The organism is Falsiroseomonas ponticola (assembly GCF_016805305.1).
Lineage (GTDB): Bacteria > Pseudomonadota > Alphaproteobacteria > Acetobacterales > Acetobacteraceae > Falsiroseomonas > Falsiroseomonas ponticola.
The window spans coordinates 23,681-36,371 of the sequence record NZ_JAERQN010000022.1 but is presented as its reverse complement, the minus strand read 5'-3'; the positions used below and the strand labels follow the sequence as shown (position 1 = coordinate 36,371).

The window sequence follows — 12,691 nt, the reverse complement described above, 5'->3', positions numbered from 1 at the left end:
TCCATCGCTGCCGTCTGGCATCGCATTGGCTCGTTGCTTGGCGAGTTCTCACCAACCGAGTGCGCCAATTACTTCGCCCATGCCGGATACGCTTCAGTGTAAGCCGATCACGCTCTAGCGGGCGGCGACCCCCGCCAGCCAGCGCTGCGCGCGGTCCTCGATCGGCCGGTCGATCATCCGGCCATCGAGCAGGATCGCGCCCTCGCCCCGGCCGCGGGCCTCCTCGGCCGCCGCGACCACGCGCCGCGCCCAGGCGATCTCCTCCGGCGTCGGGCCGAAGCCCGCATTCACCACCGGGACCTGGCGCGGATGGATGCAGACGCTGCCGGTGAAGCCGATCTGGCGCGACAGGCGCACCAGCGCGCCGAAGGCCTCCATATCCGCCGTCTCCGCCACGCTGCCCGCCAGGCCCCAGAAGGCGAGGCCATGGGCATGGGCGGCGATTCCGACCATCTGCGCCGGGACGCTGAGCGAGGCCGGCGCGGGCGCCAGCCCGACCGCCGCCGCATAATCCTCCGCGCCGAAGCCCAGCGCGCAGAGGGACGGCGCGGCGGCGATGCGCGGCGCTTCCAGCACGCCGCGCGGCGTCTCGACCAGCGCCGCGATCGTCGCCTGCGGGCCGAGCCGCGCCGCCAGCGCCGCGACCTGCGCGGCGACTTCGACCTTGGGCAGCATCACCGTCACCGCGATGGCGGTCGGGATCGCCGCGATATCGTGCGCCCAGAGGGCGGGGTCCGCATTCACGCGCAGCACCAGCGCCGCGCCGCGCGCGGCCAGGTCGCGCAGCGCCGCGGCTGCAAGGGGCCGCGCCTCCGCCTTGCGCGCCGGCGGCACCGAATCCTCGAGGTCCACGACCAGCGCATCCGCGCCGCGTTCCATCGCCTTGGCGAGGAGCTGCGGCGAGGTCGCCGGCAGGAAGAGCAGGGACCGCGCCGTCCTCACCCGCATCGGACCGCCCGCTTCGCCGCCAGCGCCGCGACCTCCTCCGGCCTTGCGCCGAGTTCGGCCAGGATCTCCGCGGAATGCTCGCCGCAGCGGGGCGCGGTGCGGCGCAGCCCGCCCGGCGTGCCGGAAAGGCGCGGCGTGACGGCATGCATCACCGTGCCCGCGCCCTCCTCCTCCACATAGACGCCGCGTGCGGCGACATGCGGATCGCGCAGCAGCGACGCCGCGTCATGGATCGGCCCCACGGTGACGCCGCGCGCGCGGAACAGCGCGAGCGCCGCTTCCCGGTCCATGGCGCCGATGAAGCCGGCGAGCATCGCCTCGATCTCCGCGTCATGGGCCAGGCGCGCGGCATTGGTGGCGAAGCGCGGATCCTCGCACAGCTCGGGCCGGCCGATCGCCTCGAAGACGCGCCGAGCCATGCTGTCGGTCGAACCCGACAGCGACACCCAGCCGCCATCGGCGCAGCGATAGGCGCCGCGGGGCGAGGCGATCTTCAGCGTCTCCGGCGGCCGTCCCGTGGCGGCGGCGTTGGTGACGTCCGGGCCCATGATGGCCACCATGGGTTCCAGCAAGGACAGGTCGATCACCTGCCCGCGCCCGCCGCGCACCTCCACCTCCCGCAACGCGGCCATCACGCCGAAGGCGCCGGTCAGGCCGGTGACCATGTCGGCCAGGGCCATGTTCGGCAGCCCCGGCGTGCCATCGGGCTGCCGGTGCTTGTCGGCGAAGCCGCAGAAGCCCTCGATCAGGCTGCCGAAGCCCGGCAGGTCGCGATAGGGACCCGTCTGCCCCCAGCCGGACAGGCGCACGATGACCAGGCCCCGATTGGCGGCGTGCAGCGCCCCGGGCGCCAGGCCCATCGCCTCCAGCGTGCCGGGCCGGAAGCTCTCGACCAGGACCTGCGCCGTGCCCGCCAGGCGCAGCAGCCAGTGCCGCGCATCCTCGTCGCGCAGGTCGATCGCCAGGCTGCGCTTGTTGCGGCCATAGACGCGCCACCAGCCGTCGAAGCCCCCGGGATGGTCGGCATGCGCCTCCCGCCACGCGCGCAGCGTGTCTCCGGATCCGGCCGCTTCCACCTTGATGACGTCCGCGCCGAAATCGGCCAGCTGCAGCGACAGCATGTTGCCCGCCACCAGCCGCGACAGGTCCACCACGCGGATGCCGGCAAGCGGCCCCTGCCGCGCGGCATCGGGGCGGACCCTCGGCAGCATCCGTGCCGGCCCGCTCATTCGACGCGAAGGTCCAGGTCCCGCACGAGCTGTCGCCAGAACGGCGCCTCGTCCCGCAGCCGCTGCGCGAAGGCCTCCCTCGGCTCGCGCAGGATGTCGGTCTGGGATGCGGCGAAGCGCGCGATCAGGTCCGGTTCGGCCAGCGCCCGGTCCACCGCGGCGCCCAGCACCGACAGCGTCTCCACCGGCGTCGTGCGGGCGGCGAACAGGCCCCCGAGCACGGCGATCGGCGGGCCGGGCAGGCCGGCCTCGGCCAGGGTCGGCACCTCCGGCAGCGCGGCCTCGCGCTGTGCGCCGGTCACCGCCAGCGCCCTCAGCCGGCCGCCCGCGATGTGCGGCGTGGCGGCAGTCAGGCTGTCGGTCGCGAAGACCACCTGGCCGCTGATCAGGTCGGTCAGCGCGGCACCGCTGCCGCGATAGGGGATGTGGTTGGCCTGCACGCCGGCGCGGCGCAGCATCGCCTCGCTGGCGAGGTGCGTGAGCGTGCCGACGCCGGACGATGCATAGGCCGATGGCGTCCGGCGCAGCAGGGCCAGCAGGTCGCCGATCGTCCGCGGCGCCGAGGGCGTGTTCGCCACCAGCACGACGAAGGCCGCGCGCAGCACGGAGGCGACAGGCGCGAAATCGTCGAGCCCGTATTGCGCCGCCGGGTTCATCACCGGCTGGATCAGCAGCGCCGCCGTCGAGGAGAAGAGCAGGCTGTAGCCATCGGCCGGCCCGCGCGCGATCGCCTGGTGCGCCACGATGCCGCCGCCGGCGGTGCGGTTCTCCACCACCACGGGCTGGCGCAGCACCGGCGCCATCTGGGTCGCCAGGATGCGCGCGCTGATGTCGCTGCCCGACCCCGGCCCCTGCGAGACCACCAGCGTGACCGCGCGCGCCGGGAAGGTTTGCGCGCGGGCCGGCCAGGGCAGCGCGAGCGCGCTGGCGGCCAGCATCATGCGGCGTCGCGTGACGAGTGGCATGCTGGGTTTCCTCCGGCGCCGGAGTGTAGGAGTATTCCGTGTCATGTCAAATATTGCCTCAGCACAGAAACGCCGGACGCGGGCGACCGCCGGGGAGCTTCGCCGCCACGCGCCGGAGACGCTGATCACCTTCCGCGTCTCGGTCCTCTCGCAGGTGCTGGCGCGGCTGGTGGACGCCTCGGTCGGGCAGGACCTCGGCCTGTCGAGCCGGCAATGGCGCGTGCTGGTGATGCTGAACCGGATGGGACCATCCACCTCGGGCGCGGTGGCACGGATGGCCTCGCTCGACCACAGCCAGGTCAGCCGGGCGTCCTTCGAACTCGCGGCGAAGGGGCTGGTCGTCCAGGAAGGCGATGCCGCCGACCGCCGGCGCCAGATGCTGTCGCTGACGCCGGCGGGCATCGCGGTGCTGCGCGATGGCCTGGGCGGTTCGCTGGAGCGGGAGCGCCGGCTGCGCGCCTGCCTGGGGGAGGATGACTACGCGGCGCTCGGCCGCGCGCTGGCGGCGCTGACGGCCGAGGCGCGGATCATGCTGGAGGAAAGGCGGGGCGAGCCATGACGGCATTCCAGGACATCGGCGACCTGCCGCTCCGGCTCGGCGGAACGCTGCGCGGCGCGCGGCTGGCCTACATCACGCGCGGGCGCCTGGCGCGGGATGGGCGCAACGCGGTGCTGCTGACGCATGGCTACACCTCCTCCCACAGCTTCATCGAGGGCGGCTCGGGCGCCTCGGAGGGCGGCTGGTCGGGGCTTGTCGGGCCGGGGCTCGCGATCGATACGGATCGCTGGTTCGTGGTCAGTTCCAACATGCTGGGCTCCGCCTTCGGCTCCACCGGGCCGCGCAGCGCCAACCCGGCGACAGGCCGCCCCTATGGCCCGGATTTCCCGCCGATCACGCTGGCCGACATCGTCATGGCGCAGCGCCGGTTGCTGGAGGCGCTCGGCGTGCGCGCGCTGCATGCCGTGGTCGGCCCGTCCTATGGCGGCTTCCAGGCCTTCACCTGGGGTGTCGAGCATCCGGACTTCGTCGGCGGCCTGGTCGCCGCCGTCAGCGGGCTGACCGCGCCACGCTCGCTCGATCCCACCCCGCTGGCCGCGCGCCTGGCGGCGGATCCGGGCTGGAACGATGGCCACTACTACGACCGGCCCGGCGGCGTGCTGGCGACGATGACGGCGGTGCGGGAGGAGACGCTGCGCCGCTACGGCCTGGACGAGGAACTCGCGCGGCAAATGCCGGACCGGCCGGCGCGGGATGCGGAGATCACGCGCCGGGCCCGGGAATGGGCGGCGGCGGCCGATGCCCATTCGCTGCTGGTCCTGGGGCGGGCGCTGGACCATTACGACCTGCGGGCCGAGCTTGGCCGCATCCGGGCGCGGGTGCTCTACGTGCTCTCCCGCACCGACCGCCTCTTCCCCCCATCGCTGGCCGCCGAGGTAATGCAAGCCCTCGCCAGGGCGGGCGTGAGGGCACGCTACGAGGAGATCGACAGCGACCACGGCCACCTGGCCAGCGGGACCGAGGCAGCCCTCTGGGCCCCCGCGCTGCGGCGATTCATGGAGGAGCCCGCCTGACGGCGGCGATCACCCGATCGGGAAGGGGGGCGGAAGGGCTGGGCTGGCGGAGGGAGTGCACCGGGATTCGAACCGTCGCCGACCTGTTGACGTGCAGAATGCAGGGAGGCGGGGTGGCTGCCGCACTTGCGAAGGTTTGGCTTGGTGAGGCGAAGTGGAAGGCCGAGAATCACGCCCAAAGAAAGCTATGACTTTCTTCCGACCGACCGAAAGCCGTGAATAAAGTTATGTCTTGCTTTTTAGGTCCCGTAGGCCATATAGGAAGGCACGCCTGCTCTTAGGGGCTAATTTTTGGCTATGTCGAGCAGGGATGAAAGCAAACCTTAGCATGGCTTCGCGGACCGCCGACATCCTGTACAAGGACCAGCTAGCAGGCAGCCTGGCAGAGACAGCCGGCGGTGGGACCCGCTTTACCTACGCTCCAGACTGGAACGATGACATCGCATGTTGCTTCCCAGCGGTTCGGCGGGAGCATGAGTGGGCCCGAGGGCTTCATCCGTTCTTCGAGCATCTCGCGCCAGAGGGATGGCTGCGTGAGCAGCAGGCCAGGGTCGCTCACGTGGTCGAGGAAGACGATCTCGGCCTCCTCCTGAGGTACGGCGCCGACTGCATTGGTGCAGTGAGCCTGCGTCCACCTGGCGATCTTGCCCCAGCTCCCGAGATCACCGAGGCGACGGCGAGCCCTGGCAGGACGGTCTCCGGCATCCAGAAGAAGCTCCTCGTGGTGAAGGAGGGAAACGCCTTCCGACCGGCAGCCCCTCAAGGGCTCGCGCCTTACATCGCCAAGTTCAACTCGGATCGGATCCAGAGCCTGGTTCGCAACGAGGCCCTAAGCCTGCGCTGGACGGCTGCCGTGCTCGGTGCGACCGAAGTCACGAAGTTCGAGCTGGCCCATGTTTCAGTAGTCGAGGAGCAAGCCCTTGTCGTCACCCGGTTCGATCGGGGCGCACGCGGCGAAAAGCTGAGGCTCGAGGATTGCGCACAGATTCTGTGCAAACCTCGAGGGCAGGACTACGCGGGCAAGTACAATGCAGCGTATGAGGATATTGCGTCGATCATCAAGCAGCATTCGGTGCGCCCACCAATCGACCTGTCACGCTTCTATCGACGCTTGCTCGTCTTCGCGCTCATCGGTAACTGTGATGCGCACTTGAAGAATTTCTCGCTGCTGGAAACACCAGCAGGACTGCGCCTGTCGCCTGTGTATGACGTGTTGAACACCGCGATCTACGACAGCTTTGATCAGACGCTGGCGCTAAACATTGGTGGGCGACGAGTAAAGCTCGACGAAGCTGATCAATCCCTGTTTCGGCGCTTCGGGCTAGAGATCGGCTTGCCAACGCGAGTGGTCGACCAAGCCTTTGTGGATCTCGAACGGCAGGTGCGCAAGGCAGCACCGATTATTGCTCCGCCCGCCGCGGAAAGCCCAGACGGCTTCAGAACTCGCTTCGCAGAGATCGTGACAAACGCATGCCTGAGAATGTTCGCGGGATGACGCCTTTGAACTGGCGAGCGCTGGTCGACGAGACCATCCGCCGACGAAAGGCGGAGAAGCTTACTCAGCGGGAGCACGCCGCGCTCGCAAGCGTCAGCATTCCAACGATGGCGGCCTTCGAGCGCGGCGAAACAACGCTCACGCTGTCGAAGGCGCTCGACATCTTGCGCGTCGTTGGTCTGGTAGACGAGCAGACCGACCAGGGAGCGCAGGAAGCATTTGTGCGCGACGCATTCGAACGCTGGCGCAGCCTCACGAAAGATCTGCCGAAAGACTCGCCCGGCCGATTCCCACACGGCTGGTACCGCTTCGATTATTGCCTTGAAGGCGAGTTAAGGACGCCCAGCCTCACAGCCTTTGAGGCGATCCTGGACAAGGCCGTGACGAGGCATACGGGATGGCCAGTGTTCTGGGTTCCACAAAGGCCCGAGATTGCACCGCGCGAAGTGGACGGCACGATTGAGTGCTGGCTTGCCCCCGAGGGACACGACGGCATCAAACGTGGCTTCGACGATGCGGCGCACAGCGACTTCTGGCGTGCGGCACCTACTGCGCGCCTTTTCCTTATCCGCGGATACCAGGAAGACAGCCAGGAGACATTCTCGCCAGGCACGATCATGGACACCACGCTGCCTATATGGCGCATGGGCGAGGCGCTGCTGCACGCTGAGAAGCTGGCGACCTTCATGCGAGCGAGCGATCAGGCATTGCTGACCATCCGCTTCCGCGCCCTTTACTCTGGCCTCGGCGGGAGAGTGTTGCGCTCGTGGGCGAACCCGTTGGCCGACCTGCTGATCGAGGGGCACGCTGCCCGAAGTGACGAGGCCATGCTGGAAGCAGTGCTTCCGGCTCACGATGTCACGGCTCGTCTGGCTGAGCACCTGTTTCCCTTGGTCTCCTCGCTCTACGAACGCTTCGGCGTTGTCGGTCTTTCGGAAAGTCGGGTTAAGGCTGAAGTCGATCGGCTCCTCGGCAATCGCCTTCGTTGAAGAATCGCAGGTGTTCACGGCGCAAGCCTCGTTGTCGTCGGGCAAGATCGGTTGGCGGTCCGGTCGACGTACCACTTGCGACCGCCTCCCCGATATCCTCACGGCAGAGGTGTGCGAAGCGCTCCGAGGGGGGAGAGCGGGGCGCGCCGTCCGAACCTTAATGCAGACTGAGTAGCAGCCGATGTCGTCCACGCCTCAACAATCAAGGCGGCATCATTACGTACCCGTCTTCTACCTGAAGCGATGGGAGACCGGCGGGCGCGTATGTCAGTACAGCCGGCCACACCGGCAGGTAGTGCCGCGGCTGAAGGCGCCGGCTGCGGCAGGCTTTGAGGTTGATCTTTACTCAGTGCCCGGCTTCCCCGCTGAACATCGGACGATGCTGGAGGACCACTTTCTCAAGCAAGTGGACCAGATCGCGAGCGACGCGCTGGAGGTCATGCTCGACCAGAGCCAGGGGCCAGCGGCCCTCTCGCCCAAGCTGCGCGACGGATGGTCTCGGTTCATCATGTCGCTCCACCATCGCTCGCCGACACGCCTGGCCGCATTGAAAGAGCGGTGCCGACAATACGTCTCCGCGAACATGGGGCAGTACAGGCAGCTTTTTCATGAGATGCGTGCGCCCGACGACACGCGGTCCTTCGACGATTTCTGCGACGACATCAACCGCGACGCTGATAACCGGTTGTGGGCAGAGGTGTTCCGGCGTGCAGTGGACAGCCAGCGCGTTGGAGATTTCCTGAATCGCATGAACTGGCATGTCGTCAGCATCAACGGCTCTGACCGCAGCTTCCTCACCTCCGACCACCCGCTGGTGACAAGCAATGGCCTCGATCGGCATGACGGCCATATCGTGCTTCCGCTCGGGCCCTCAACGCTATTTGTGGCCACCAACACCGAGGAAATGTTGGCTCAGATCCGGGCATGGCCGATCCGAGCGCTTCAAGCGCGCGTCAACGATGTCGTGGTGCGACAGGCGTCAAGGTTCGTCTACGGCCAGGATGATCGGCAACGTCGATTTGTCGAGAACCGCCTAGTAGCTGGGCAAGCCGACTCGACCCCTCAGCCGTCGCAAGCCAGGGACTAGGGGTACTCCGTCCTGCCTGCTGGCTCTTCAGCTCCACGGTCGTTATGCCGGTTACCCAGATCTCTTGCGGCTACGCTCCGACGCGGCCGGCCTCTGCCTCCTATCGAGCGTCACCAAGGCGGTAGCGATCAAGCGGCGCGCGGTATCGACCACGTCCTCTCCGTTCTCACCGGGTTGAAAGACCAATGTCATGAGGGCTTCGAGCACCGCGTCCGACCGGCGCGCCAGAAGGACGAGGTGTTCTCCGCTGGGCCCACGGGCACCGGAGAGCCAGCCGCGGACTGTCCGATTGCTGGCGCCTGTCCAGCGTTCGAGTTGCTTCGCGGCGCCGCCCCCGCTTCCCACGCCGTGTCGCAGCGCGCGTGCGATAGTCGCTGTGTAATCTGGGGCACGACAAGCGCCCAGCGTCTCCTCTGGCAACTTCTTGCCGCTTTTCGGCCCGCCGCCCCCGTTCCTTGGCAACATCCTGCCATGCCCTTCCTGCTAGGTTCAGGGCATCGAGGATGTGAGGGCGCGAGAGCGTGCAGCGCCTCCGATGCGCATGCCAGCACGGAGATAGGCGAGGCGAGCTACCGCCCACTTCTGAAGGGTGAAGCGAGTGCGACCGCGGCACGACAACGGGCTGCCGGGCGAGGAAAACGTGAACTGCACGGTCCGCGCTGCGCAGTACGTGCGCATGTCGACCGAGCACCAGCAGTACTCGACCGAGAACCAGGCCGACCGGATCCGCGATTACGCGGAGCGCCGCGGCATCGCGATCGTTCGTACCTATGCGGACGAGGGCAAGAGCGGGCTGAACATCGGCGGACGTGAGGGGCTGCAGCGGCTCCTCGACGATGTCCGCAGCGGCCGTGTCGATTTTGAGCTCATCCTCGTCTACGACGTCAGCCGCTGGGGCCGCTTCCAGGACGCCGACGAGAGCGCCTACTACGAATTCCTCTGCAAGCAGGCCGGCCTGAAGGTCGTCTACTGCGCCGAGCAGTTCGACAATGACGGCTCGCCCGTTGCCACCATCGTCAAGGGCGTTAAGCGTGCGATGGCGGGCGAGTACAGCCGCGAGCTCTCCACGAAGGTCTTCGCAGGGCAATGCCGCTTGATCGAGCTCGGCTTCCGGCAGGGCGGGGCGGCCGGCTTCGGCCTGCGCCGCGTCCTGCTCGACCAGTCCGGCGCGCCCAAGGGCGAGCTGCGCCGCGGCGAGCAAAAGAGCCTGCAGACCGACCGCGTGGTGCTCCGCCCTGGGCCCACCGACGAGCTCGCCATCGTCGAGGGCATCTACCGCGCCTTCGTCGAGCAGGGCCAAAGCGAGGCGACGATCGCGCGCCGGCTTAACGAGGAGGGCGTCCGCACCGACCTCGGCCGCCCCTGGACCCGCGGCACGGTCCACCAGATCCTGACGAATGAGAAGTACATCGGCAGCAACGTGTACAACCGCGTCTCGTTCAAGCTGAAGCAGCGGCGCGTCAGGAACCCGCCGGAGGCCTGGGTACGACGCGCCGGCGCCTTCGAGGCGGTCGTGCCGGCGGAGATGTTCTTCACCGCGCAGGGGATCATCCGCGAGCGGTCGCGTCGCTTCACCGACGCCGAGATGCTCGACCGCCTCGGCCAGCTCTACCAGGCGCGCGGCTTCCTATCGGCCATCCTAATCGACGAGATGGAGGGCATGCCGTCGTCGAGCGCCTTTGGCCAGCGCTTCGGCAGCCTGATGCGAGCCTACCAGCTGGTGGGCTTCACGCCGGACCGGGACTACCGCTACCTGGAGACCAACCGCTTCCTGCGCCGGCTTCATCCCGAGGTTGTCCAGCGCACCGAGGCGGCGATGCTCGCGCTAGGCGCGCAGATCGAGCGGGATCCGGCGACCGACCTGCTGAGGGTAAACGGCGAGTTCAGCGTTTCGTTGATCCTGGCCCGCTGCACGGCGACGCAAGGCGGTGCGCTCCGCTGGAAGCTTCGGCTGGATACCAGTCTGTGTCCCGACATCACCGTCGCGGTGCGCCTGGATGCCGCCAATACGGCGGAGCTCGACTACTACCTGCTGCCCTGGATGGACCTGGCGGTGGACCAGATGAGGCTCGGTGAGCGCAACGGGACGCATCTCGATGGCTACCGGGCGGACGACCTGTCGCCGCTCTACCGCCTCGCCGAGCGCGCGCCAGTCAGGCGGGCAGCATGAGCGCGGCCTCCTTCTCCGCGCCGGGCCCCGACGCTGAGCGCGTGCAGGACGTGCCTGTCGAACTGATCGACGTCCTCAACCCGCGCGAGCGCAAGCAGAAGGTCTTCCAGGAGCTTGTTGCGTCGATCAGGCTGCTTGGCCTCAAGAAGCCGATCACGGTGACGCAGCGCGGGGACCGCTATCTTTTGATCTGCGGCCAGGGTCGGGTCGAGGCATTCCGGAAGCTTGGGCAGCGCACAATCCCAGCGATCATCGTGGCGTCCTCCGACGAAGATGCCTTCGTCCGTAGCCTCGTGGAGAATATCGCGCGACGGGCACCGCGGACGATGGAACAGCTCGAGGCAATCCGCGCCCTGCAGCAACGCGGCCACGACCCGCAGGCGATCGCGCGCAAGACTGGCCTCGATGTCAGCTGGATCAAGGGAGTGCTGACCCTGCTGGATCGGGGCGAGGAGCGCCTGCTGATCGCAGTGGAGGACCACAGGATACCCATCACCACCGCGATCGCCATCGCCGGCGCGGGCAGCGAGGAGGTGCAGCAGGTGCTCCAGGCGGCCTACGAGAGCGGCGACCTGCGCGGCCGCAAGCTGCTCGCTGCGCGTCGTCTCATCGAGGTGCGCGGTCTCTACGGCAAGGCGTCCGGCCGCGCCGGCGCGGCCAGGCCAAAGGGTGCGAGGTTCAGCTCGGCGGTCCTCGTCCGCGCCTACAACAAGGAGGTCGAGCGGCAGAAGCAGCTGATCCGCAAGGCCGACCTGGTCGAGCAGCGCTTGGCCTTTCTGGCGGCCGCGCTCGGGGGGCTACTGCGGGACGAGCACTTCGTTGACCTGCTGCGGGCGGAGAGCCTGCCGACGCTGCCCAAGGCGATCGACGAGCTGGTGCGCGGCAGGGCTGGGTGACGGCCGGGCGGAGACAATGATGACGAAGCTGACCGAGGCCTTCGACCGCGACATCCTCCACATCACCCTCGATCGCCTGCTGCCGTCGCGCCTCTTGGGCAAGGACGTTCCGAGGTCACGGAAGTTCGAGCAGATCCGGGTGTCGATGCAGGAGATCGGACTGATTGAGCCATTGTCGGTCACACAGCCGGACGCGCGGAGCGGGCTGTGTGCGGTGCTCGACGGCCATCTCCGCCTGGCCGCCGCGCGAGCGCTCGGCTGGCCCAAGGTCGCCTGCCTCCTGTCACGCGACGACGAGGGCTATACGTACAACAAGCGGGTGAACCGGCTGGCGACGGTGCAGGAGCATTTCATGATCCTGCGCGCGCTGGAGCGCGGCGTGTCGGAGGAGCGGCTGGCACGCGCGCTTGACCTCGACATCGACACCATCCGCCGAAAGCGCGACCTGCTGGCCGGGATTTGCCCAGAGGCGGTGGAGCTGCTGAAGGAGGCGCACTTCCACCAGGACGTCACGCGGCACCTGCGCAAGATGAAACCCGCCCGCCAGGTCGAGTGCGCCGAGCTGATGCTGAGCGTCAACAACTTCTCGGCGACCTACGCCGAGGCGCTGCTAGCGGCGACGCCGGCGGCCCATCTGGTCGATCCCGCCCAGCCGAAGAAGGTGCGCGGCCTGTCCATGGATCAGATCACACGCATGGAGCAGGAGATGTCGCTCGTCCAGTCGCGCTTCAAGGCGATCGAGCAGACCTACAATCGGAACGTGATGCAGCTCGTGCTGGCGCGGGGCTACGTGGCGAAGCTGCTCGGCAATGACGCCGTCGCGCGCTGGCTCGGCCGGCACCAGCCGGAGGTGCGCGACGAGTTCCGCGCCATCGTGTCGGCGGCGACGCTGGACGAGGAGACGCCGCGCTGACCGACGCTCGGTCGCGCTCGCAGGTCGGACTTGTGATGGACCGACGCTGACTTAGCCGGCCACCTTGCCGGCGACGGGGACCCGGACCCTTCAAGCGCGGGGACCGCCGGAGACGCCGCACGAGGGGCGGATCAATGGCGGTGGTGGGGATGGCGGCGAACCCGCTGGTGCCCACCAGGCTGGCCGCCATAGGGCCGGCCGAGAAGGATGGGGCGTGCCCGGTTGGCTCTGCTGCCGGGCACGCCTATCCACCTAGCATCCTGCGTAGCACCGCGATGACGCTACCCTCGCCGACAAGCAGCAGTAGCACGATTGCCGCGAGCACGACCTCGATGCGACCGAGCCTCTCGTTTGCCTGCTTCCACCGCTCGGCGCAGACCGCCTCGTGCACGGCGAGCTTCGTCGCCACGTCGTCCTCGCTCATGGT

General features: G+C 68.3%; 12 protein-coding genes. 8 read left to right on the top strand and 4 right to left on the bottom strand.

The window, feature by feature from the left end:
• Positions 1–114: 114 nt before the first annotated feature.
• Genes JJI54_RS31145 through JJI54_RS31135 form a run of 3 tightly spaced genes read right to left on the bottom strand, consistent with a single transcriptional unit; the run spans position 115 to position 3,142 of the window.
• Positions 115–948, bottom strand: a complete 834-nt coding sequence (locus tag JJI54_RS31145) for an HpcH/HpaI aldolase/citrate lyase family protein (RefSeq protein WP_203077322.1) — start codon at positions 946–948, stop codon at positions 115–117.
• A complete protein-coding gene (locus JJI54_RS31140; protein ID WP_203077321.1) occupies positions 939–2,177 on the bottom strand; it encodes a CaiB/BaiF CoA transferase family protein in 1,239 nt (412 codons plus the stop codon). The genes JJI54_RS31145 and JJI54_RS31140 overlap by 10 nt, the downstream gene beginning before the upstream one ends.
• The gene (locus JJI54_RS31135; protein ID WP_203077320.1) at positions 2,174–3,142 is read right to left on the bottom strand and encodes a Bug family tripartite tricarboxylate transporter substrate binding protein; all 969 of its coding nucleotides are present in this window, start codon (positions 3,140–3,142) and stop codon (positions 2,174–2,176) included. The genes JJI54_RS31140 and JJI54_RS31135 overlap by 4 nt, the downstream gene beginning before the upstream one ends.
• A 43-nt stretch (positions 3,143–3,185) precedes the next feature.
• On the opposite strand from JJI54_RS31135, the gene JJI54_RS31130 reads away from it, so the two are divergent.
• The 8 genes from JJI54_RS31130 (at position 3,186) to JJI54_RS31095 (ending at position 12,264) form a co-directional block, all read left to right on the top strand.
• The gene (locus JJI54_RS31130) at positions 3,186–3,701 is read left to right on the top strand and encodes a MarR family winged helix-turn-helix transcriptional regulator (RefSeq protein ID WP_203077319.1); all 516 of its coding nucleotides are present in this window, start codon (positions 3,186–3,188) and stop codon (positions 3,699–3,701) included.
• Positions 3,698–4,714 (top strand): alpha/beta fold hydrolase, encoded by a 1,017-nt coding sequence (locus JJI54_RS31125; protein ID WP_203077318.1) that lies wholly within the window; start codon positions 3,698–3,700, stop codon positions 4,712–4,714. The genes JJI54_RS31130 and JJI54_RS31125 overlap by 4 nt, the downstream gene beginning before the upstream one ends.
• Before the next feature lie 328 nt (positions 4,715–5,042).
• A complete protein-coding gene (locus JJI54_RS31120; RefSeq protein WP_203077317.1) occupies positions 5,043–6,209 on the top strand; it encodes a type II toxin-antitoxin system HipA family toxin in 1,167 nt (388 codons plus the stop codon).
• The gene (locus JJI54_RS31115; protein WP_203077316.1) at positions 6,206–7,198 is read left to right on the top strand and encodes a helix-turn-helix domain-containing protein; all 993 of its coding nucleotides are present in this window, start codon (positions 6,206–6,208) and stop codon (positions 7,196–7,198) included. The genes JJI54_RS31120 and JJI54_RS31115 overlap by 4 nt, the downstream gene beginning before the upstream one ends.
• A 181-nt stretch (positions 7,199–7,379) precedes the next feature.
• Complete coding sequence (locus JJI54_RS31110) at positions 7,380–8,285, top strand: DUF4238 domain-containing protein (protein ID WP_203077315.1); 906 nt, start codon at positions 7,380–7,382, stop codon at positions 8,283–8,285.
• Between the two features lie 598 nt (positions 8,286–8,883).
• Positions 8,884–10,455 carry a recombinase family protein gene (locus tag JJI54_RS31105; RefSeq protein ID WP_318987618.1) on the top strand — a complete coding sequence of 524 codons (1,572 nt, stop codon included), beginning with the start codon at positions 8,884–8,886 and terminating at the stop codon, positions 10,453–10,455.
• Entirely contained in the window at positions 10,452–11,351 is a 900-nt protein-coding gene (locus tag JJI54_RS31100; protein WP_203077314.1) for a ParB/RepB/Spo0J family partition protein, read from the top strand. Before JJI54_RS31105 ends, JJI54_RS31100 begins: the two co-directional genes overlap by 4 nt.
• Before the next feature lie 19 nt (positions 11,352–11,370).
• Entirely contained in the window at positions 11,371–12,264 is an 894-nt protein-coding gene (locus JJI54_RS31095) for a plasmid partitioning protein RepB C-terminal domain-containing protein (protein ID WP_203077313.1), read from the top strand.
• Positions 12,265–12,508: 244 nt separating this feature from the next.
• Here JJI54_RS31095 and JJI54_RS31090 read toward each other — a convergent pair whose 3' ends face one another.
• Positions 12,509–12,688 (bottom strand): hypothetical protein, encoded by a 180-nt coding sequence (locus tag JJI54_RS31090; protein WP_203072155.1) that lies wholly within the window; start codon positions 12,686–12,688, stop codon positions 12,509–12,511.
• Between the last annotated feature and the right edge of the window lie 3 nt (positions 12,689–12,691).

What these genes read in the sequence shown, in the direction of transcription:
- JJI54_RS31145 (WP_203077322.1), bottom strand. Translation starts at nt 948, where the DNA reads ATGCGGGTGAGGACGGCGCGGTCCCTGCTCTTCCTGCCGGCGACCTCG.
- JJI54_RS31140 (WP_203077321.1), bottom strand. Translation starts at nt 2,177, where the DNA reads ATGAGCGGGCCGGCACGGATGCTGCCGAGGGTCCGCCCCGATGCCGCG.
- JJI54_RS31135 (WP_203077320.1), bottom strand. Translation starts at nt 3,142, where the DNA reads ATGCCACTCGTCACGCGACGCCGCATGATGCTGGCCGCCAGCGCGCTC.
- JJI54_RS31130 (WP_203077319.1), top strand. Translation starts at nt 3,186, where the DNA reads ATGTCAAATATTGCCTCAGCACAGAAACGCCGGACGCGGGCGACCGCC.
- JJI54_RS31125 (WP_203077318.1), top strand. Translation starts at nt 3,698, where the DNA reads ATGACGGCATTCCAGGACATCGGCGACCTGCCGCTCCGGCTCGGCGGA.
- JJI54_RS31120 (WP_203077317.1), top strand. Translation starts at nt 5,043, where the DNA reads ATGGCTTCGCGGACCGCCGACATCCTGTACAAGGACCAGCTAGCAGGC.
- JJI54_RS31115 (WP_203077316.1), top strand. Translation starts at nt 6,206, where the DNA reads ATGACGCCTTTGAACTGGCGAGCGCTGGTCGACGAGACCATCCGCCGA.
- JJI54_RS31110 (WP_203077315.1), top strand. Translation starts at nt 7,380, where the DNA reads ATGTCGTCCACGCCTCAACAATCAAGGCGGCATCATTACGTACCCGTC.
- JJI54_RS31100 (WP_203077314.1), top strand. Translation starts at nt 10,452, where the DNA reads ATGAGCGCGGCCTCCTTCTCCGCGCCGGGCCCCGACGCTGAGCGCGTG.
- JJI54_RS31095 (WP_203077313.1), top strand. Translation starts at nt 11,371, where the DNA reads ATGACGAAGCTGACCGAGGCCTTCGACCGCGACATCCTCCACATCACC.
- JJI54_RS31090 (WP_203072155.1), bottom strand. Translation starts at nt 12,688, where the DNA reads ATGAGCGAGGACGACGTGGCGACGAAGCTCGCCGTGCACGAGGCGGTC.